The organism is Paenarthrobacter sp. 10L420 (assembly GCF_056395385.1).
Map to the genome: position 1 here is coordinate 97,652 of NZ_JBFTJK010000014.1, position 21,057 is coordinate 118,708.

19 protein-coding genes and 1 pseudogene are annotated in these 21,057 nt (G+C 61.1%); 15 read left to right on the plus strand and 5 right to left on the minus strand.

Going from position 1 to position 21,057, the window contains the following annotated elements; all coding sequences use genetic code 11:
* Positions 1 to 29 precede the first annotated feature (29 nt).
* Complete coding sequence (locus AC1DD5_RS18480; protein WP_477522372.1) at positions 30 to 1,061, plus strand: dienelactone hydrolase family protein; 1,032 nt, start codon at positions 30 to 32, stop codon at positions 1,059 to 1,061.
* A 2-nt stretch (positions 1,062 to 1,063) separates the two neighbouring features.
* Here the strand turns inward: AC1DD5_RS18480 and AC1DD5_RS18485 are convergent, their stop codons facing one another.
* A complete protein-coding gene (locus AC1DD5_RS18485) occupies positions 1,064 to 2,167 on the minus strand; it encodes a PDDEXK nuclease domain-containing protein (RefSeq protein WP_477522373.1) in 1,104 nt (367 codons plus the stop codon).
* 61 nt (positions 2,168 to 2,228) lie between these two features.
* Here AC1DD5_RS18485 and AC1DD5_RS18490 point away from each other — a divergent pair, with 61 nt between their 5' ends.
* Together AC1DD5_RS18490 and AC1DD5_RS18495 are read left to right on the plus strand one after the other, a co-directional pair.
* Positions 2,229 to 2,717 carry a DNA alkylation repair protein gene (locus AC1DD5_RS18490; protein ID WP_477522374.1) on the plus strand — a complete coding sequence of 163 codons (489 nt, stop codon included), beginning with the start codon at positions 2,229 to 2,231 and terminating at the stop codon, positions 2,715 to 2,717.
* A gap of 78 nt (positions 2,718 to 2,795) precedes the next feature.
* Positions 2,796 to 4,304, plus strand: coding sequence for an FAD-dependent oxidoreductase (locus AC1DD5_RS18495; protein ID WP_477522375.1), 1,509 nt, complete (start codon positions 2,796 to 2,798; stop codon positions 4,302 to 4,304).
* Here the strand turns inward: AC1DD5_RS18495 and AC1DD5_RS18500 are convergent, their stop codons facing one another.
* Complete coding sequence (locus AC1DD5_RS18500; protein ID WP_477522376.1) at positions 4,305 to 5,267, minus strand: hypothetical protein; 963 nt, start codon at positions 5,265 to 5,267, stop codon at positions 4,305 to 4,307.
* Between the two features lie 70 nt (positions 5,268 to 5,337).
* Here AC1DD5_RS18500 and AC1DD5_RS18505 point away from each other — a divergent pair, with 70 nt between their 5' ends.
* The 4 genes from AC1DD5_RS18505 to AC1DD5_RS18520 all read left to right on the plus strand — a co-directional run bounded on the left by AC1DD5_RS18505 (position 5,338) and on the right by AC1DD5_RS18520 (position 9,830).
* Positions 5,338 to 5,826 carry a DedA family protein gene (locus AC1DD5_RS18505; protein ID WP_477522377.1) on the plus strand — a complete coding sequence of 163 codons (489 nt, stop codon included), beginning with the start codon at positions 5,338 to 5,340 and terminating at the stop codon, positions 5,824 to 5,826.
* 31 nt (positions 5,827 to 5,857) lie between these two features.
* Complete coding sequence (locus tag AC1DD5_RS18510; protein WP_477522378.1) at positions 5,858 to 6,661, plus strand: thioesterase family protein; 804 nt, start codon at positions 5,858 to 5,860, stop codon at positions 6,659 to 6,661.
* Positions 6,661 to 7,431 (plus strand): lipoate--protein ligase family protein, encoded by a 771-nt coding sequence (locus AC1DD5_RS18515; RefSeq protein ID WP_477522379.1) that lies wholly within the window; start codon positions 6,661 to 6,663, stop codon positions 7,429 to 7,431. The genes AC1DD5_RS18510 and AC1DD5_RS18515 overlap by 1 nt, the downstream gene beginning before the upstream one ends.
* Before the next feature lie 71 nt (positions 7,432 to 7,502).
* Positions 7,503 to 9,830: an FdhF/YdeP family oxidoreductase gene (locus tag AC1DD5_RS18520; protein ID WP_477522388.1), complete on the plus strand. Its 2,328-nt coding sequence runs from the start codon at positions 7,503 to 7,505 to the stop codon at positions 9,828 to 9,830.
* A gap of 20 nt (positions 9,831 to 9,850) precedes the next feature.
* Here AC1DD5_RS18520 and AC1DD5_RS18525 read toward each other — a convergent pair whose 3' ends face one another.
* A complete protein-coding gene (locus AC1DD5_RS18525; RefSeq protein ID WP_477522389.1) occupies positions 9,851 to 10,108 on the minus strand; it encodes a mycoredoxin in 258 nt (85 codons plus the stop codon).
* A 166-nt stretch (positions 10,109 to 10,274) separates the two neighbouring features.
* Between AC1DD5_RS18525 and AC1DD5_RS18530 the strand changes: the two genes are divergently transcribed.
* Positions 10,275 to 11,021 carry an SOS response-associated peptidase gene (locus tag AC1DD5_RS18530; protein WP_477522390.1) on the plus strand — a complete coding sequence of 249 codons (747 nt, stop codon included), beginning with the start codon at positions 10,275 to 10,277 and terminating at the stop codon, positions 11,019 to 11,021.
* Here the strand turns inward: AC1DD5_RS18530 and AC1DD5_RS18535 are convergent, their stop codons facing one another.
* The gene (locus tag AC1DD5_RS18535) at positions 11,022 to 11,411 is read right to left on the minus strand and encodes a hypothetical protein (RefSeq protein ID WP_216925525.1); all 390 of its coding nucleotides are present in this window, start codon (positions 11,409 to 11,411) and stop codon (positions 11,022 to 11,024) included.
* Positions 11,412 to 11,456: 45 nt separating this feature from the next.
* Complete coding sequence (locus AC1DD5_RS18540; RefSeq protein WP_477522380.1) at positions 11,457 to 11,996, minus strand: TetR/AcrR family transcriptional regulator; 540 nt, start codon at positions 11,994 to 11,996, stop codon at positions 11,457 to 11,459.
* Positions 11,997 to 12,054: 58 nt separating this feature from the next.
* Between AC1DD5_RS18540 and AC1DD5_RS18545 the strand changes: the two genes are divergently transcribed.
* The 7 genes and pseudogenes from AC1DD5_RS18545 to AC1DD5_RS18575 all read left to right on the plus strand — a co-directional run.
* A complete protein-coding gene (locus tag AC1DD5_RS18545; RefSeq protein ID WP_477522381.1) occupies positions 12,055 to 13,110 on the plus strand; it encodes an FAD-dependent monooxygenase in 1,056 nt (351 codons plus the stop codon).
* Positions 13,111 to 13,190: 80 nt separating this feature from the next.
* Complete coding sequence (locus AC1DD5_RS18550) at positions 13,191 to 13,535, plus strand: DUF6504 family protein (protein ID WP_477522382.1); 345 nt, start codon at positions 13,191 to 13,193, stop codon at positions 13,533 to 13,535.
* Positions 13,536 to 13,538: 3 nt separating this feature from the next.
* The gene (locus AC1DD5_RS18555; RefSeq protein ID WP_477522383.1) at positions 13,539 to 17,090 is read left to right on the plus strand and encodes a DNA polymerase III subunit alpha; all 3,552 of its coding nucleotides are present in this window, start codon (positions 13,539 to 13,541) and stop codon (positions 17,088 to 17,090) included.
* Positions 17,091 to 17,221: 131 nt separating this feature from the next.
* Positions 17,222 to 19,231: a threonine--tRNA ligase gene (gene thrS, locus AC1DD5_RS18560; protein WP_442018946.1), complete on the plus strand. Its 2,010-nt coding sequence runs from the start codon at positions 17,222 to 17,224 to the stop codon at positions 19,229 to 19,231.
* Between the two features lie 18 nt (positions 19,232 to 19,249).
* Positions 19,250 to 19,843: an HIT family protein gene (locus AC1DD5_RS18565; RefSeq protein WP_224090593.1), complete on the plus strand. Its 594-nt coding sequence runs from the start codon at positions 19,250 to 19,252 to the stop codon at positions 19,841 to 19,843.
* A complete protein-coding gene (gene pgsA, locus AC1DD5_RS18570) occupies positions 19,833 to 20,444 on the plus strand; it encodes a phosphatidylinositol phosphate synthase (protein ID WP_477522384.1) in 612 nt (203 codons plus the stop codon). The genes AC1DD5_RS18565 and pgsA overlap by 11 nt, the downstream gene beginning before the upstream one ends.
* Before the next feature lie 308 nt (positions 20,445 to 20,752).
* A pseudogene (locus AC1DD5_RS18575) lies at positions 20,753 to 21,057 on the plus strand (pyridoxal 5'-phosphate synthase lyase subunit PdxS); the annotation flags it as partial.

Consider the following 21,057-nt stretch of genomic DNA (forward strand, 5'->3'; position numbering starts at 1 on the left):
AAGATGGCCAATACCGAGCAGCCCGCCGTGTGAACCCTTCCACCCTTGCCCGCGTCTTGCCATCGGAGGAGGATACTGCCCAACTTCGGGAGGACGCCATGGTTCAGCTTGAGAAGTTTGAAAAGTACTTGATCGAAGAGTTCTACGACGACTACCGCTCGGGCGACATGTCCCATGGGACTTTCACCCGGCGCGTGGCGTTCATCATGGGAAGCATGACCGCGGCTGCGGCGGCTATGACCTTGGTGGGCTGTACACCGGACGAGGTGCCAAAGACCGGTGACCCAATGCCAACGCCCACGGCGTCAGCATCGACGGGAAACACGGCAGCCGTCCCAAATGGCAAGAGTCCGCTGACAGTGCCGGAAGGGACAGCGGGCCTGACAACAGCCACGGTGAAGTTCGATTCCGGAGGGACTGAAATCAGTGCGTACCTGGCCCGGCCCGAGGGAAGCCAAAAGGGTCCGGCCGTCCTGGTCTGTCATGAAAACCGCGGCCTCACGCCACACATCCAGGACGTCGCCCGGCGCTTTGCCAAGGAAGGGTACGCGGCTCTAGCGCTGGACCTCCTCAGCAGGGAGGGCGGCACCGCTGCGATGGATCCGGACGCCGTCCCGGGTGCACTTACCAAGGCCGGCGCCCAGCGGCACGTTGGCGACTTCCAGGCAGCATTCGAGTATCTGAACGGCCAGGAGTTCGTGGACAAGGGCCGCATTGCCATGGTCGGCTTCTGTTTTGGTGGAGGCATCACCTGGCAGGCAGCGACTGAGATCCCGGGGTTGAAGGCAACGTCTGCGTTCTACGGTCCCGCCCCGGACCTTGCGAAGGTCCCCACCATCAAGCCCGCGGTTTTCGGTGTCTATGCTGAAAAAGACGCGCGCATCACCGGCTCCATGCCGCAGTTGAAGGACGCGTTGGATGCGACGCAGGTAAAGCACCAGCTCAAGGTGTATCCGGGCGTGGACCATGCATTCCATAACGACACAAGCGACCGTTACGACGAGGCCCAGGCCACGGCGGCCTGGAACGACACCTTGGCCTGGTTCAAGGACAACGTCTGAGCTCAGTCCGGCAGGCTAGGGGCTTGGCTGGCCAGCTCAGCCTCCAACGTCTCGATACTGGGCAGGCTGGCAACAAATTCGTCGGGCAAGGATTCGGCAATGGAGGTCCGCCACTCGGCGATGCCCACTGGAGCGTTGAATCCACGCAGGGCGTACTCGGCAACCACGCTGTTCTTCTCCTTACATAGCAGCAGGCCGATAGTCGGTTTGTCATCGGGATGGGCCATGAGGTCGTCGACGGCGGCCATGTACATGCCCAACTGGCCCAGGAACCCGGGTTCGAACTTCACGGCCTTCAGCTCAATGACCATGTAGCAGCGCAATTTCAAATGGTAGAAGAGCAAGTCCGCGAAGAATTCGTCGCCGGCGATCTCCAATCGCACCTGTTCACCAACGAATGCGAAGCCTTGACCAAGTTCCAACAGAAATTTCTCCACGTGCTGCACCAGTTGGAGCTCCAGTTCCCGCTCGCTCCTGCGGTCCGTCATTGCCAGGAAATCAAAGACATACGGATCTTTGGTGGCCTGCTGAGCGAGGTCTGAATCGGCAGGAACCATGGTGGTTTTGAAATTGGTGATGGCCTGCCCGGAACGCTCGTGCAGGCGGGTCTCGATCTGGTGCGTCAGCACGTTGCGCGACCATCCATGTTGTGCAGCTGCCGCTGCGTACCAGAGGCGCGTGGCGGCGTCGTCGAGCTTTTCCAAGAGTGCGATCTGGTGGTACCAGGGCAATGTTGCAAGCGGCGCTTGCAACATTGGAAACTCGGGCCATGCCTGGGCAAAGCTCTTCATGTACCGCAGGTTCCTGGGGGAGAAGCCCTTTGCGTCAGGGAAGCGCGTTCGGATGTCGGCGGACAATCGGGTGACCACTTTGGCGCCCCAGCCCTCCTGCGATTCGCGCTCGGCAAGTTGCCGACCGATGCTCCAGTAGGAAGTGAGCAGCTCGCTGTTGGCTGCCGCCAGAGCGCGCGTGCGGCCTGTCCGGACTTCCTTCGCGACAGTGTTGAGCAGTGCGGGATACCAGTCGGGCATCGACGTCTCGGCCGGGACGCCCGGGAACGACGCTGTTGTTTCTGCCGCTGCAGTGACGAGCTCTTGCGAAGGCATAATCTCTCCTGTCGATTGCTATTGCCCTCACGCTAAAGGGAGGCACTGACAGAATGGACTGGTGAGTGAAGCGGGTGAATTTGTGGACTTCACGCTGCAGCGTGAATCGTCCTGGGAGAAGGCCATGGAAGCCCGCGAACGCCTGGGTGGAATGAAGGTCTACGGGGCATCGGTTGGTGCGGTGAGAGGAACGGTGCGGGACGCCCTGAAGCGCCACAAGAATCTGGGCCATGACGACATCACGGCGCTGAGTTCGGAACTATGGGATGAACCGGTCTTTGAGCGCAGGCTCGCTGCTGTTGTGCTGCTGCAAACCAAGGTAGGGATCCTGGTCAACACAGACCTGACCCGCATTGAGGGCTTCATCAGGCAGGCCGGCACGGAGGAACTGGCCGATCCTTTGGCAGCGGACGTAGTCAAACCCCTGCTCGCCAGTCTCGAAGGACAGGCGAAGGAGCGCGCCGCACGTGTTGTGGAGCGATGGTCCCAGGACACGGATCCATGGCTCCGCCGGGCCGCGCAGCTCGCCACGGACAGCTCGACCCCTTGATTAGCCGCAGCCACCGGCTTACCGTTTCATCAACGCATGCCAGGCACCAATTCCGTGAATTGAGAGGCAGGTTGTTCGATGAAATCGCTGTGGTTGGACAGGGAATCCAGCTTCACGTCCGATGCAATCCCCGATGATAAGCACTTCGACACAATAGTGGCAGGCGCAGGGCTCACAGGAATGGTGACGGCCCTGCTGTTGTCAAGATCGGGACAGCGTGTGGCAGTTTTGGAAGCGCGCACCCTTGGCGCTGCAACTACCGGTAACACCACTGGCAAACTAAGCCTCCTGCAGGGAGGGGCACTCTCGGCCCTGCGTGGCCAGTACTCCCTGAAAGTGGTGCAAGCCTACGTGGAGGCGAATCGCACTGGACAGGCATGGCTGATGCGGTACATGGAAGAGCAGGGCGTCGCGTTTCAGCGCCGGACGGCAGTCACCTTCGCAACCACCGACGACGGCGGCCAGCGGCTTCGCAAGGAGGCCGCAGTTTCACGGGATGCCGGCGTGGACGTACATTTCAGCCGTGACCCAGGCCTGCCGTTCCCCGTGGTTGAGGCACTGGAACTTGATGACCAAGCGCAGATCCACCCCATGGAAGTCCTGGAAACGCTTGCAAGGGATATCCGGGAGCACGGCGGAATAATCGTCGAAGGTGTCCAGGTGCAGAATGTGGGTTCTGACCTTCCGGTGGAAGTATCCACCCGAAAAGGCGCCTTCACCGCGGACACAGTCGTCATTGCCACGGGCACGCCGATCCTGGACCGCGGACTCTATTTCGCCAAGCTCGAACCCAACCGCTCTTATGCGGCAGCACTTCGGCTTCCAGGCGAAACCCCGCCACCGAGCGGAATGTACCTGAGCATTGATCCACCCACACGTTCCCAACGCACTCACCCGACGCCGGAGGGTGAGTTGCTGCTGGTAGGCGGCTATGGACATACGGGAGGCCGGGCGGCCTCACCCAAGGCCCACCTGGATGACCTTCTCGCCTGGGCCAACCAGCATTATCCGGGCGCGGAGGTCACCCATACGTGGTCTGCCCAGGACTACCGGCCAACCAACCTCGTTCCCTTCTTCGGCAAAATGCCCCGGGGCCACGGCCGGATCTTCTTCGGCACTGGCTACAACAAGTGGGGCATGAGCAACGGAGTCGCTGCCGCGCTGTCCATTACTGCGGACATTCTGGGCGGCCAGTCTGATTGGGCCAAGGTCATACACCACCGCGTTACGTCGCCCCAGGGCGCATTGGAATCTGTTCGCCTCAATGCCAGCGTCGCCAAACGCATGGTCGATGACAAGGCCAAGGTCAGGAGGAACCCCGAGATCACGGACCAGACGCGACCGCCGGAGGGGAGCGGCGTCGTCGGGCTTTACAAGGGCGAGCCAGCAGCTGTATCTACCGTTGATGGCAACGTCTGTATGGTGTCGGCGAGCTGCGCCCACTTGGGAGGCTTGCTGAGCTGGAACGACGCCGAGAAATCCTGGGATTGCCCTTTGCACGGCTCCAGGTACGCACCCGACGGCAAGTATCTGGAAGGTCCTGCAACCCATAACCTTCAAAAGTCGCCTGTTAAAAAGAAGGACTGACTACGCCAGCCGTTCGACGCGCCGTCGGGCCTGGTCCGCGGTGCGTCGTGCCTGGGTGGCGGCGCGGACTGCCAGCTTCTTCTGCGACTCAGCAGCTTCCGCGTCCCGCGTGATACCGATCAGTTCAGCTTCGAGGGACGCCAAACGCTTCTTGACCTCGGTGATCTCGGCCTCGACATCCGAGCGCCTGCCCGCGACTTCCTTGACAACATTCCACGCTGTGGATGCGGCGTCTTCAGCCTCCCTGGCTTCCTGATCGGCTGCCTCAAATTCCTCGCGGGCTTCCTCCAACGCGGCCTGGCGCTTTTGGGCCCGGCGTTCGGCCAGGGATGTTGGGGTTTCCGCAGGTGCTTTCTCTTTCGGCTGCGGCTCTTGTTTCTTCTTGCTCTGGCGCGCCGGCCTGGGTTCGGCAGGCAGCTTCACTTTTGGCGGTTCTCCTGCAGCGGACATCTCTTCCGGAGTTGTTGCAGCCACGGCATCCGTCAGGTCCACGGACTCGAATCCGCTTCCGCTTAGTGCCCGGACCAGCCGGCCCGTGGTCACCGCGGCTGCGGCGCCGGCGTCGGCCATTGCTGCCCGCAGCGTCTGCTCGACGTCGGCAGCCCCGGCCGCGCTCAATGGCGCTCCCAGCCCGCTCGCCAAGTCCTTTGCTGCGTGCACGGCCGAGGTCAGTTGGCCTTGGCGCTGCTGGCCAAGTTCACGGAAGGCTTCAGCGTCTCCCTCCTCTTGTGCTGCACGGAGGGAAGCGCCAAAACGCACGACGCCGTCAATCACCTCGGGCAGGTGAACGGCCAGCATGTTGATGGCCCAGGCACCGGCGGCGGGCTTTGGCAAGCTGCCGATCTCCTTCGCGAGGTTCTTCTCACCTGCCTCCTTGGCTTGTCGCGCCAAAGCTGTCCGCTCCGTAGTAAATTCACGCGGCAGGACGGCGTACAACTGTTGGGCGGCATCGCGAAGATCCATGGATTCATCCTAGGTGCGCTTGTGCTGACCCCGTCCACGACACCGCAGCGCTTAGGGTAGCCTAAGTCACGTGGACCAGATCATGAGCTTGCCCTTTGGCGTCGCGCTTGCGGCGCTGTTTGCGATTGTCATGATCCGCGTCAATGTCACGTACTGGCTGGGTCGTGGAGTGGTTGCCGGCTTCGCCCACACGCGCTTCGGGGCGTCGCTCCAACGGCCCAAAGCAGCCCAGGCCCAAGCCCTCATTCAGCGTTGGGGACCGCACGCCGTCGTGCTGTCCTTCCTGACCATCGGCCTGCAGACTGCCGTTAACCTGGCCGCCGGTGCAGCGCGGATGCCGTTGCGCCGCTATCTCCCCGCTGCCGTCCTGGGCTCCATCATCTGGGCGTTGCTGTACGCAACTATCGGACTCGCCGCACTTGAAGCGTGGCTTGCGGTAGCTGCGGCGTCGCCGGTTGGTGCCGGGCTGTTAGTGACGGCTGTGGTCGCCGTGATCGTGTGGGTGATCGTTGCCCGACGCCGTCGGGCGGCTGCCAAATCAGCGGATACAGTGGTCTGAGTTCTACTGCTGGATCTGCGAAAGGCTCGGGTTGACTACTTCATTACCGGAACTGGCGGAGGGTAACTTCTACTACGAATCGTTGGGTGAGGGCCGCTACCGCTCCACGATTCATGCCCAAGGTGCCTGGAATCCGCACGAACAACACATGGCCCCTGCCTCGGGCATCATGGCTGACGCCCTCCTGAGGCATGAGCCCCGTGACGACGTCCGTATGGCGCGTATCAGCTACGAGATCCTGGGGCTGATCCCCGGCGGCGAGTTTCAAGTGACCACCTCAACGTTGAGGCCCGGACGAACCATTGAACTTATCCAGGCTGAGCTTTCCGCCGGGGGTCGGGTGGCGATTCGTGCCGCGGCGTGGCGCATGATCACCAGCGATACCAGCGCGGTGGCGGCGTTCGAAGACGAGGCCATGCCCGCCCCGGACGAATGCAAGTTGTGGGATGGTGCCAGCGTCTGGCCTGGGGGTTACATCCGTTCCCTGGAAATGCGTATCGGCGAAGGCCATCGGCCAGGTTCGGGCAGGGTGTGGATCCGGACCATGCATCCCTTGACGGACAAGGAAGACAGCAGCGATCTTGCCCGGCTCATGGGATTGGTCGATACAGCCAACGGCATCGCTGCACGGATCACGCCGGGCGAGAACAGCTACATCTTCCCCAACGTGGATCTGCAGATCCACATGTACCGTGCGCCTTCGGGCGAGTGGCTCGGGGTTGATAACAAAGTCTCCTTCGGAGCCGATGGCATCGGCCTGACGTCCAGCGTGCTTCATGACATCAACGGACCTTTCGGCAGGGCCGAACAAATCCTGACGCTGAGGAAAAGCTGATGAGCGAAGCACGGAATGACCCCGACGGCGGTCGCACTCAGCGCTCCAAGCTCACCGTCTACCGCCAAGAGGAAACCCTCGGCGCTGCTGAGGATCTTGATTTTGCGTTGGAGTTGCTGAAACGAGCCCGCAGCGGGCAGTTGGGTCCCTCCCTGCGCTTGTACCGCCCGCAGCCCACCGTTGCTTTTGGCCAGCGCGATGCGAACCTGCCCGGCTTCAGCGCAGCTGAGGATGCCTGCCGGGAGCTCGGCTTCGAACCTCTCGTGCGGAAGGCCGGCGGACGTGCGGCGGCGTATCACCAGGGCACCTTGGTGATTGATCATATTGAGCCGCACCCCGACGCGATCGTCCGTGCAAAAGCCCGCTTCGCGGAGTTCGGTGAGTTGCTGGCAGGTGCGCTTCGCAGCGTCGGTGTCCATGCCGCCGTCGGGGAGATCCCGGGGGAGTACTGCCCCGGGGAGTTCAGCGTGCACGGGGAGGACGCGGAGTTTCCCGCCCATCGCATCAAGCTCATTGGCACAGCCCAACGGGTGGTGTCCGGAGGCTGGTTGTTCAGCTCTGTGATTGTGGTGGAGAACTCCGGCCCCATCCGTGACGTCCTGACGGCAAGCTACGCTGCGCTGGGCCTGGACTGGGATCCAGCTACCGCCGGCGCAGCAAATGACCTGCTTCCGCACCTGGACGTCAAAACAGTGGAGGACGCGGTGGTTGACGCGTACCGCGGCTATGCAGACATGGTCGACGGCGACTTCCGGAGTCTGCTGGCCTAAGTTGAGCACGCTGGGGGCCGGGTTTACGCTGAGGGAATCAGGAACCTAACCACACGAAACCTGGTGGAATGATGGGCCGGAAGAAGCACCCAGTTCAGGATACCGACGTCGACTTGAGCGTCAGCGAGCCCAAGAGGTCGGCCGCTGGTTTGTCCAGCCTCAGCGAAACCCTGCCCCATGCGATGGCCCATATGGGCCCTTCCCGCGCCTGGAAGACCCTCACGGCGGTCAACCAAAAAGACGGTTTCGACTGCATGAGCTGTGCTTGGCCCGATCCACCGGAACGCAAGGCTGCAGAATTCTGTGAAAACGGAGCCAAGGCCATCGGCTGGGAAGCAGAGCCGCTGAGGATCCCCACGGAGTTTTGGGCCGCGAATCCGCTGAGTTCCCTGGAATCCCGATCCGAGTATTGGCTGGGCCAACAGGGCCGGCTGGTGGAGCCGGTGTATAAGGCGGCAGGGGCGGAGCATTACGCACCCATCAGCTGGGAGCGGGCCTTGGACCTCATTGCAAACGAGTTGAACGCCCTTGATGATCCAAATCAGGCCACGTTTTACACCAGTGGACGCACCAGCAATGAAGCAGCATTCCTGTACCAGCTTTTCGTCAGGGCTTTCGGGACCAACAACCTTCCGGATTGTTCCAACATGTGCCATGAGTCCACGGGTGTGGCCATGGGCGAGACCATCGGGGTGGGTAAGTCGGCCATCACGTATACGGATTTCGCAAAGTCGGACTTGATCATCATCATGGGGCAGAATCCGGGAACCTGCCATCCACGGATGCTGACGGCGCTGGAGGAGGCCAAGCTCGCCGGTGCGTCCATTGTCGCTGTTAATCCGTTGCCTGAGGCTGGCCTGATCAACTTCCGGAACCCGCAACGCGTTCGCGGGATCGTTGGTAAGGGAACTGACTTGGCTGACCAGTTCCTCCAGATCAGGCTCGCCGGAGACATGGCGCTGCTGCAGGCTGTTTCCAAGCGCGTCCTGGATGCCGAATCAGCGGCGCCGGGTTCGGTGCTGGACCGCACGTTCATCGATGAGCATTGCCAGGGGTTTGTTGGATTCGCTGCCCACCTCGCAACTTTGCAGGAGCGGGACGTTCTTGCCGCAACCGGCCTGACCAGCGCAGAAATCGATGAAGTTGCTGACAGGTACATCCACGCGGACAGAGTCATCATCACCTGGGCCATGGGACTGACCCAGCATAAGAAGGCGGTACCGACCATCAAGGAGATCATTAATCTCCTGCTGCTCCGCGGCAACATTGGCAAACCGGGGGCTGGACCTTCGCCGATCCGTGGACACAGCAATGTCCAGGGTGACCGGACCATGGGTATTTGGGAGAAGATGCCATCGCGGTTCCTTGACGCCGTGCGGGATGAGTTTGGCTTTGACCCGCCACGGAAGGATGGTGTCGATTCCGTGGACAGCATCCGTGGAATGCGGGACGGCAGGATCAAGGTCCTCGTCGCGCTGGGCGGGAATCTGGTCCACGCGATCTCGGACACCACTGTTGCTGAGCAGGCTGTGCGAAAGACCCGGCTCTCTGTTCAGATTTCCACCAAGCTGAACCGCTCCCACGTGGTGGTTGGCGAGCGGGCCCTGATCCTTCCGACCCTTGGCCGCACGGAAATCGACAAGCAGGATGGGATTGAGCAGTTTGTCACGGTAGAGGACACTGTGTGTGCAGTGCACCGCTCTGCCGGGACGCTGGAAGCTATCGCTCCGGACGTTCTCTCCGAAGTGGCGATCGTCAGCCGGCTGGCCGAGGCGGTTCTTGACCACAAGGTTCCGGTGGATTGGGCGGGCCTGAGGCGCAACTACGACACCATCCGTGACCACATTTCCCATGTGGTGCCTGGATTTGATGATTTCAATGCCCGCATCCGCGAGCGCGACGGTTTCGTGCTTCCGCATGGCCCCAGGGATTCGCGGACGTTCCCCACAGCAACGGGAAAAGCCATGTTTTCTGTCAATGACCTGGAAACCATTGAAGTGCCGCCGGGCAGACTGCTCCTTCAGACTGTGCGGTCCCATGACCAGTTCAATACGACCACATACTCCATGAACGATCGTTACCGTGGCATCAAGAAGGGCCGCATGGTCTTGCTGGTGAACCCTGAGGATCTGGCGGGGTTGGGTTTCCAGGATGGCGCCTACGTGGATGTGCACAGCGAAGCCGACGACGGCGTTGACCGTGTGCTGCGCCAGTTGCGTTTGGTGGCGTACCCCAGTGCCAAGGGCTGCGCGACTGCCTACTATCCGGAAGCGAATGTGTTGGTGCCGCTGGACTCAACAGCGGAAGGCAGCAATACGCCGGCGTCGAAGTCTGTGATTATTCGTCTGGAACCGGCTACCGCCCCGATTTTCGAGGCGGCAGCCGGACAGGGAAAGTAAGCCTTAGGCGACCCTGGCGCTTAGGCTGCGAGGCGGTTTTCTACCTCGGAAGCAGAAGGGTTGGTTGCCGCGGTTCCGTCCGGGAACAGAACGGTGGGGACGGTGCGGTTGCCTCCGTTGAGCTGCTCGACGAGCTCGGCCGTGCCATCTACTTCTTCGATGTTGATCTCGGTGTAGGCGATGCCCTTGGCGTCGAGCTGCTTCTTCAGGCGGTTGCAGTAGCCGCACCAGGTGGTCGAGAACATGGTGATGGTGCCGGAGTCGGGAGTGAAGTCCACAGAGCTCTCCTCAGTATTGGTCGTTTCCACGGGTGATTCGTTGGTATCAACCGTAACCCGCAGCCCAATAATTCCCGTGAGGCCGGGAATCGGGGTTACGTCACATTCCGGGCTGGTGCGTCCTTGAGCGACACGGCAGACTGTTCCCATGTGTGGACGATATGTAATGGCCCGTGCCGTGGGGGATCTGCTGGCTGACTTTGATGCCGAACTTGAAAACGAGATCGCCCTGGAAAAATCGTGGAATGTGGCTCCAACGGATGCTGTTCCGATTGTGCTGGAAAGGCTCGTGGACGATGGATTGAAGCGGCAGTTGCATGTTGCGCGTTGGGGGTTGGTGCCCTCATGGGCGAAAGATCCCAAAGGTGGCGCGCGCCTGATCAATGCGCGCAGTGAGACTCTCCTGGAGAAGCCGTCGTTCCGAAAGGCTGCTGCGGCCAGGCGCTGCGCTGTTCCCGCTGATGGGTATTACGAGTGGAAGAAGGGTGAGGGAAAGTCCAAGCAGCCGTACTACGTGCATCCGGCGAATGGTGAGGGGTTGGTCTTCGCTGGCCTGTATGAGTGGTGGCGGGACCAGACGATGTCCAACGACGACCCCGACCGGTGGCTGCTGTCCATGTCGATCATCACGGCCGACACCCCGACGTCCGAATCGGCCCGGACGCGGCGCAGTGCCTCCGTCTTTGACGAGCTGACTGTTCTGCATGACCGGGTTCCCTTGCCCATGAGCAGGGAAACGATGGAGGCCTGGCTGGATCCACGCCAGGACGATGCGGCCGGTTTGGTGGACATGGTCCGCTCAAGGGCGCACGATGCCGCTGCTGACTGGACGCTCGACGCTGTGGGGGCAGCGGTCGGAAATGTCCGCAACAACTCACCGGAACTCATTGAACCGGTGGAGGGCCTTTTCTAGCTAGAGCGCTTCCGTGACCGGTACGCCGGCCTGGAACTCGCGGCCGTCCGCTTCGCTGAAGGCCGTCATGACGTGGCCTTTGCTGAGTCCATGGATGGCGGACATCGGGAAGTTTCCGGTGATCACGTTCCCGGAGTGTTCCACGCCCTTGATGTCGTAGTTTTCCTCGGCACTGAGTGAGTGGTTGAAGGAGTAGAACGAGATCGCTTCTCCATTCATGAACTCAATGCCCAGCCTGCGTTGGGAGGAATAGTCCTCGCTGGCAGCAACAAGGCCCACGACATAAGCGCCGGAGCCCGGTATGTTGCCTTCGATTTCGAATCTCGCAACGAGGTTGTCATCGGCGGCGGAGATACTGACCTGCTTCAGGAGTGCGTCATTGGTACTCATGCCACAATCCTGCTCTGTGGACCCGCCCGCGTCCACCCCTTTGCTTCATCCCTCCAAGAGTCGCCGCACACTGGCCGCGACTGTGGTTTGGTCCATCGCCTGGCCGCTGCGTGCCGTCAGGAGGTGCAGGGCCAACCCGTCGCCGTAGTCCGATACGGCTTCTGCGCGGGCCCTTGGGTCAGGAATTCCCAGTGAATCGAGCATCTGTTCAAGAGCTGAAAGCATCCTCTGGTGCCCGGCGGCCACCACCTCGGGTTGGTCAAGGGCAAAGGCGAACCGTGCCCGCGTCAGTGCGGCATGGTCTCTTGCCAGGCCGAGCAGCGCTCCCGCGAGTTGTTCCGCCAAGGCGGCTACCGACGTCGGGAATTCGGACCCACCCTGCTGCTGCAGCAGGAGCGAATCCCGTTCTTCAACGCGGTCGACGGCGGCAGCTACCAAAGCGGCACGGTTGCGGAAGTAATTGGAAGTAGTTCCGACGGCCACGCCCGCTTCGGCGTCAACGGCCCGATGGGTCAGTCCCTTAAGACCTTTGGCGGCGACCACAGCGAGGGCGGCGTCGGCAAGATCGGTTCGTCTGTCCGGCATGGAGAAAGTCTAGTCTTTAACCTCGTAATTACTACAAATGTAGTAGTACATTGGCACCATGAAAAAAGTGGATATCGTCGGTGGTGGCATAGCAGGCCTCGCCCTGGCAGGAACTCTTGATCCCAGTCAGTTCCACGTCACCGTGTATGAACAGCGGGCCGGCCTCCCGGCGGTAGGAACAACCCTGGCCATGTGGCCCGAAGCCCAGGAGGCCTTGGCCTCATTGGGGATACTTGGCGCCGTCCGGGAAAACAGCCCCATCATCAGGGGCGGCGCGCTCCGGAGTGCCGCAGGGGCGCCGTGGCTGAGTGTGGAAGGGCAGAACCTTGTGGGCGTCGCCCGCCACACGCTCCTGCGCCTCCTCGACTCAGCCGTACCCCCAACAGTCCAACGACGCATCGAAAAGCTGGACGCGGTTCCAAGTGACGCCCACCTGATAGTGGCGGCGGATGGGGTGCACAGCATGGTGAGGCGCTCCGTATGGGGCCAGGCGCGTTCGGCCAAGCTGACACCCTACCTCGCCGTTCGAGGCGTCATTGCCCAAGAGCCAGGCAGCGAAACCATAGGTGAGTACTGGGGGCGCGGGGACCTCTTTGGCATAGGCCCTTCAAGCGGCGGAACCAACTGGTATGCGTCCTTCCGCTCCCGGATGGGGCCCGAGGGAATTGACGTCGGCGAAGCCCTGGCAGTTGCGCGCCGCCGCTACGCCGGGCACTCGCAGGGTATCCAGCATGTCCTGCAGGCAGCGACGCCCCAAACATCATTGGCACAACGCATTTGGACCACCCCGCCGCTGTGGCGTTATTCCCGGGGCAATGTGGTCCTCATCGGCGACGCGGCCCACGCCATGGCACCCAACCTGGGACGAGGCGCTTGTGAGTCGCTGCTAGACGCCGTCACCTTGGGCAAGCTGGTCAACACCCTGCCCCTGGACAAGGCCCTTGATGCCTACAACCGTCAACGCGTTCTTCGGACCCAGCAATACCGCATCGGCTCATCCCTGATGATGCGCGTGGCGCTCGCAGAAGGTGCGCAACCCCTGCGCGACAAGCTGCTGGACCTTGCTGCCAAACGAAAGTCCAAAGCGCCCGGAAGGAGCAAAACTTCCCAGTAGGTTTTGTCGGAGGGGCGACGTAAACTGGAGATATTCGAACATACATTCGAACGAATTTTCACCAGGCAAGGAGTGTGGATATGGGGCTTTTCAGTGAGTCCGTGGACGTCATCTGCACGGATACAGGCCAGCCGCAGGAAATCCAGTGGAAAGGAACCCACTACGTCGTTACTAACGAACCCCTCAGATGGTACGAACGACGCCAATGGTGGGTAGAAGAAAGCCGGGCCCCACTGGGAAGCGGCGCAGGCTTGGTGGATCACGAGATCTGGCGGGTCCAACTCCAGCGCCCGCAGGACGAAGGGCAAACCGGCAAAACCATCACCCTTGACCTCGTCCGCCACCTCGCCAGCGGCCGGTGGCGGCTCCTACGGATCCACGACGCCGCACCGGCCCAAGCAGTCGAACCAGACGAAGCCGCCTGAACCTTGAGCTTCACACACCTGCACGTCTCCACAGCCTTCAGCGCCCACTACGGTGTCTCCTGGCCAGATGAACTTGCCCAGTCAGCCGCAGCAGACGGGGCAACAGCGCTCGCCTGTACTGACCGGGACGGCTTGTACGGCACCATCAAACACCTCAAAGCATGCATGGACGCCGGTATCGACCCCATCATCGGCGTGGACCTCGCCATCTTCGACGACGACGGCGACCACCGCACCCAAGTAGCGGGCCGCGTCATCGTACTCGCCCACGGCAACAACAACGGCGCCGGCTACCGAGCCCTCTGCCGACTCGTCTCAGACGCCCATGCCCGCACCTCCGGCAAGGCCGGGGGAGTAGTGCCCGTCGCTGTGACACGGGCAGAACTCGCATCACGCACACTGGACCCAAAAACCCTCAAGCCCGTGCTAACCGTCCTCATAGGACCGGACTCCGATGTGGGCCGCGCCATGGGAGGGCGGAAATATCTTCGCCCCCGCACACTTTTCAAACAATGGATCGACGCCATGCCGCCCGGAACAATCGTCGCCGAAACCGTATCCCACCTCAGCGCCCCAGGAGAACCCCTCAGCACATCCCACGCTGTACGCATGCTCAAACTCGCCCTCGAATACAACATCCCCGCCATCCTCAGCAACGCCGTCCGCTACTGCGCCCAGGACGGCGCCCCCACCGCAGACGTCCTGGACTCAGCACGCACACTAAAATCCCTCCCCGAACTCTCATCGGCCCCACAGCTGCAAACAACCGGCCTGCTCCAACCAACCGGGCAGCTGCAACCAACAGGGCAAGGCTGGTTGAAAAACGCCCAACAAATGCACCAACTCGGCAAGGAAATCATGGGCGCCGCAGGGCAAGGAGCGGCAGGGCTGAACAAGCTGCTCTCCAACACAGAAGCGCTCGCCGACAAATGCCGCATCGATCCAGTCCTGGACATGGGATGGAAAAAGCCCGTTGTTCCCGAAGCTTCCATCATCGGCATCGACCGTGACCCCATGGTGGAACTCACCCAACGATGCGAGGCAGGAATCACCCGCCGCTTCCCCGGCATCAACGGCGATGCGGAAATACAGATGCGCTCGCGGTTGCAGCATGAGTTGGGGATCATCGACAAACTCGGCTTTGCCTCCTACTTCCTCACTGTTGCGGAAGTATCCAGAATGATCATCGAGATGGGCGTCCGGGTAGCTGCCAGAGGTTCCGGCGCCTCCAGCTTGGTCAACTATCTGATCGACATCAGCCAAGTGGATCCTATCCGGCATAACCTCATTTTTGAACGGTTCCTCTCGGGTCGCCGATCCACCCTTCCCGATATTGACATCGACGTCGAAAGCGCCGAACGGCATAACGTCTACCGGAAGATCTTCGAGCGCTTCGGAGCCGAACGGGTGACCCTGATGAGCATGCAGAACGGGTACCGGGCCCGTGGTGCTGTCCGCGATGCCGGCATGGCCCTTGGCATGGACGATGGTGAAATCGGTGAAATTGCCAAGCAGTTGTGGCGGTTTTCTGCGCGTAAATTCAGGGAGGCATTGGTTGAAAAGCCTGAACTCCGAGAATTTGCCGGAAGGGTGGAGGCTGGCCGTGAAGGGCCAGGGGGCATTGAGGAAAACCAGCAGTTGGACCTGCTGGTGGATCTCACTGAAAGGTTGGACCGCCTTCCCCGGCACATTTCCATGCACCCGTGCGGTGTGATCCTGGGCGATGCCACGCTCCTGGACAGAACCCCGGTACAGCCCAGCGGTTTGGGGCTGCCGATGAGCCAGTTCGATAAACACGACATGGATCCCATGGGCATGCTCAAACTGGATGTCCTGGGTGTGCGGATGCAAAGTGCCATGGCGTTTGCGGTGCGGGAGGTTATCCGCCTTCATCCGTCCAAAGCTGAGGTAGTTGTTGCTGGTCACCACCCGGTGGAGGTGGGAGGCGCTGGCCCGGACTACATTGCCCAGGACGGCAGGATTGATCTCAATGCGGTGCCTTTCGACGACGAGCCCACCTATGAGTTGATCCGCAGTACCCACACCTTGGGCTGCTTCCAGATTGAATCCCCTGGCCAGCGTGAGCTTATTGGGAAGATGGCGCCGCGCGAATTCAATGACCTCATTATCGATATTTCCTTGTTCCGGCCTGGACCCATGAAGTCGGACATGGTCCGCCCCTTCCTTGAACACCGGCATGGTTTCGCACCCGAGGTCTACCCGCACCCGGACCTGAAACCCGTTTTGCAGGAAACCCATGGCGTCACGGTTTTCCATGAGCAGATCTTGAAGACCTTCCATGTCATGACGGGGTGTGGTTTGGACCGGGCGGACGAGTTTCGAAGGGCCCTGGGTGACGAGCTCCACGAACCTGAAGTAGAGAGGTATTTCCGTCGGGAAGCGATCAAGAGATACTCCCCGGACGTCGTGGACAAAGTGTGGGGAACCCTCAAAGCCTTCGGCAGCTTTGGTTTCTGCAAAGCCCATGGAGCTGCCTTTGCTGTTCCCACCTATCAATCGGCGTGGCTGAAGGCACGCCACCCTGAAGCCTTCCTTGCAGGGCTGTGGGAACACGATCCAGGGATGTACCCCAAACGGCTGCTGGTTGCTGAGGCCCGCCGCTTGGGTATTCCCATCCTGCCCTTGGATATTAATCGCAGCCAGGCTGAATACAGAGTGGAAAGAATCCAGGAAGGCAAGGATTCCGGCAAGCTCGGCATTCGCTTGAGCCTGAACGGAATATATGGACTGTCGGGAGCTGAACTGAAGCGGATCGTAGCTGGTCAACCCTATGATTCCCTCGCGGACCTCCGGGCAAGGGCCAGGGTGAGCAAACCGAATATCAAGAGGCTCGCCCAACTCGGAGCCTTCGATGCCCTGCACCGGGATGCCGGCGGAACTGCAAACCGTGCCGATCTGGTGCAGCACTTGCAGGCCCTCCAGGCCAGTCCCTCCAAAAAGGCCAACGATGTCATTGAAGGGCAATTATCCTTACCCCTTGGTGATGTGGAGTTGCGGAACCTTGCTGCTGGACTACCTGAGCCCAGCATGGTGGAGAACGTGCGGGCAGAGCTTGATCTCATGGCAGTGGATGTGAGTGAGCATCTTATGCAAAGCCATAGGCCATTGCTGGACAAGCTTGGCGTCACCACGGCCGATAAGCTCCTGGGCCTTCGCAACGGGACCGAGGTACTGGTTGCCGGTGTCCGGATCGCAACGCAGACACCCCCCATGCGTGGTGGACGCCGCGTGGTGTTCATCAGCATCGACGACGGTACAGGCTGCGTGGACACCGTCTTCTTCCACGAAGCGCAGGAAGAATCGGGTCCGCTCCTGTTCGGTACCCGGCTTCTGCTGATCCGCGGAACGACGCGGAGAACAGGTCCCAAGGGAATCAGCCTCAGTGCCAGCAAAGCCTGGGACCTTAGCCGCCCCGAAACTTTGCCGTTTGCCGAAGTCCTGCCACCCGGCGTCGGGCTTCCGCCTGAATTCACTCATTCAGGACCCCTTGAGGGTATCTCCAGGAACCTGGCCATTACCGGGTTGGGGAGCTGAACAGGCAGGTAAATCAGGCGTCGGCGCGCTGCTTTGGCCGCCTTCGTCGAAACAGATACGATTGACGGTGGCTGGCTGTGGTCCCCGTACGCCACAAGCTATGAAGCCTTCACTATGAATAGGAGACACCCGTGTCAGATGCCCAACAGATCACCCTCATCGTCGATGGCGAAGAGACCAAGGTGACGGAAGGGACTACCGGCGCGGAACTCTTTTTCGAGCGCCGCGACGTCGTTGTTGCCCGTGTCAATGGTGTGCTGAAGGACCTTGACCAGGTCCTCACCGAGGGTGCCGACGTCGAAGGTGTCACCATCGAGTCTCCTGACGGACTCAACGTTCTCCGTCACTCCACCGCGCACGTGATGGCCCAGGCCGTGCAGCAGCTGCGGCCTGATGCCAAGCTTGGCATCGGCCCTTACATTACTGACGGCTTCTACTTCGACTTCGACGTCGCTGAGCCGTTCACCCCGGAAGACCTGCGCCAGCTGGAAAAGATGATGCAGAAGATCATCAACCAGAACCAGAAGTTCGTTCGCCGCGTGGTCACCGAAGAAGAAGCCCGCGAAGCCATGGCCGGCGAACCCTACAAGCTGGAGCTGTTGGGCAAGAAGAACGACGCCGCCGACGCCGGAGAAGGCGTGAATGTTGAAGTCGGTGCCGGCGACATCACTATTTACGACAATGTGGACCGCAAGAGCGGCGAAAGCGTCTGGTGCGACCTCTGCCGGGGACCGCACCTGCCCAACACCAAGATCATCTCAAACGCGTTCGCGCTGACGCGCTCATCCTCCGCATACTGGCTGGGCAACCAGAACAACCAGCAGCTTCAGCGAATCTACGGCACCGCATGGCCCACAAAGGAAGCCCTCAAGGCTTACCAGGAACGCATCGCTGAGGCAGAACGCCGCGACCACCGGAAGCTGGGTGTGGAGCTGGATCTGTTCTCGTTCCCGGACGAACTTGGATCGGGCCTTCCTGTGTTCCACCCCAAGGGCGGCATCATCCGCAAGGCCATGGAGGACTACTCCCGTCAGCGCCACGTGGACGCCGGCTATGAGTTTGTATACACCCCGCACATCACCAAGGGACACCTTTACGAGGTCTCCGGCCACCTTGACTGGTACAAGGACGGCATGTTCCCGCCGATGCAGGTGGATGCTGAGCTCAATGAAGACGGCACCGTGCGAAAGCCTGCGCAGGACTATTACCTGAAGCCGATGAACTGCCCCATGCACAACCTGATCTTCCGCTCACGCGGCCGGTCGTACCGCGAACTGCCGTTGCGCCTGTTCGAATTCGGCTCGGTGTACCGGTACGAGAAATCCGGTGTTGTGCACGGACTGACCCGTGTCCGTGGCATGACACAGGACGACGCCCACATCTACTGCACCCGCGAGCAGATGAAGGACGAACTCACCACAACACTGAACTTCGTCCTTGGCCTCCTCAAGGATTACGGCCTGGATGATTTCTACCTCGAGCTCTCCACGAAGAACGAGGAAAAGTTCGTAGGTGACGACGCCGCCTGGGAGGAAGCCACCCGCACACTCGCCGAGGTTGCGGAGGCCTCCGGGCTGGATCTGGTACCGGACCCGGGTGGAGCAGCATTCTATGGGCCGAAGATCTCCGTCCAGGCAAAGGACGCCCTCGGCAGGACCTGGCAGATGTCCACGATTCAGTTGGACTTCAACCTGCCTGAACGCTTCGAGCTGGAGTACCAGGCAGCGGATGGAACGCGCCAGCGTCCCGTCATGATTCACCGCGCCCTCTTCGGCTCGGTGGAGCGGTTCATGGGCGTTCTCACCGAGCACTACGCCGGTGCCTTCCCCGCATGGCTATCTCCCGTCCAAGTAGTGGGCATCCCTGTGGCCGAGGCATTCAATGACTACATGTTCGACGTCGTCGGCCAGCTGAAAGCCGCGGGAATCCGCGCAGAGGTGGACATTTCTTCAGACCGTTTCCCGAAGAAGATCCGCACGGCCAGCAAGGACAAGGTCCCATTCGTCCTGATCGCGGGCGGTGAGGACGCCGAGGCAGGTGCTGTCTCGTTCCGCTTCCGTGATGGCAGCCAGGATAACGGCGTGCCCGTGGCAGAGGCGGTCCGCAGAATCGTGGACGCTGTCAAGAACCGCGAAAGCTGACGGAACGGACAATAGACGGTGCAGGAGAACACAGGCGCGGCAGCTGACCTTCCGGGCGACGCCGAAGTAACCGATGACTTCGGCTTGGCAGGTGTTCCGGACGCTTTTCAGCGCCTGTGGACTCCCCACCGCATGGCCTACATCAAGGGCGGACAGGATCAGTTCAAGAACAAGGACGACTGCCCGTTCTGTGTTGGGCCCACCCGTAGCGATGAGGAATCACTCATCGTCTACCGTGGCAGGACCTGCTATGTGGTGCTCAACCTTTTCCCTTACAACCCAGGCCACTTGCTGATCTGCCCCTACCGCCATGTTCCGGACTACACGGACATCACGGTGGAAGAGACGGCGGAATTCTCCGAACTCACGCAGACAGCCATGCGAGTGCTGAGGAAGGTCTCCAACCCCAGCGGCTTCAACCTGGGCATGAACCAGGGTGTCACCGGTGGAGCAGGGATCGCCGCGCACCTGCACCAGCACGTTGTACCCCGCTGGGGTGGGGACGGAAACTTCTTCCCGATCATCGCCCAGACCAAGGCCATTACGCAGACACTCGACGAGGTCCGCAAACTGGTGGCCGAAGCCTGGCCGGGGGAGTCGAATGCTCAATAGGCATGCGCGTGGTTTCTTTACTTCCCTTTTCACACCCTTGGCACGTTGGCTCCTCAAGATTGGCGTGTCTCCAGACACAGTGACCGTGGCTGGTACAGCAGGAGTCATTCTCGGCGGACTGGTTCTATACCCGCTGGGATATCTGTGGTGGGGTTCAGTGGTGGTCGCGTTCTTCGCGTTCTCGGACGTCGTGGATGGCATTATGGCCCGTTTGCAAGGCCGAAGCGGCGGCTGGGGAAACTTCCTCGATTCCACCTTGGACCGTTTGGCGGACGGCGCCATCTTTGCGGGGCTGACCATCTGGTTCTTCACCAAAGGTGAGGACCCGGCTATTGGTACTGCCGCCGTCGTTTGCCTGGTACTGGGCATGGTGGTTTCCTATGCGCGGGCAAAGGCTGAATCACTGGGCTATCAAGCCAGCGTTGGCATTGCCGAGCGTGCAGAGCGTTTAGCTTCGGTGCTTCTCATCACTGGGCTCACAGGGCTGGGACTTCCGGCAGTGGTGCTCTTCGCCACCCTGATCCTTCTCGCCCTCGCCAGTGTGGTCACTATCGTGCAAAGAATGGTGACTGTCCGCAAGCAAGCGATGGCCGAAGCCTAGGAAACTGGCATGTGACCAGAGCCCGGCAACGGCAGTTGTGCAGGTGTCCTATAGTCGCCCTCTTCTTGGCCCCCGAATGCGGTAATGAATGTACAGCCACCGGGCAACGTGCGACTAGTATTACTAGTACTTGGTCACCTTGACCTGAAAATCCGGTGTGCGCTGATTGCGGTCGTGTGGCTGCGCGAGCCACCGGCGAAAAGGTCGTTTATCTACCCATAGGGGTTTTTGTGTCTACACCAGATGTAAGCAACGAAGCCGGTTCGTCCGCGAACAGCGTCACGGGCAGCAGCCGCGTTAAGCGGGGCATGGCGGAGATGCTCAAGGGCGGCGTCATCATGGACGTCGTCAACGTCGAGCAGGCCCGCATCGCCGAAGACGCCGGTGCCGTCGCCGTCATGGCGCTGGAGCGCGTACCGGCCGATATCCGCGCCCAGGGTGGCGTGTCCCGCATGTCCGATCCCGACATGATCGATCAGATCATCGCTGCCGTGTCCATCCCGGTCATGGCCAAGGCCCGCATCGGCCACTTCGTCGAAGCCCAGGTCCTGCAGTCCCTCGGCGTGGACTACATCGACGAGTCCGAGGTCCTGACCCCGGCCGACTACGTGAA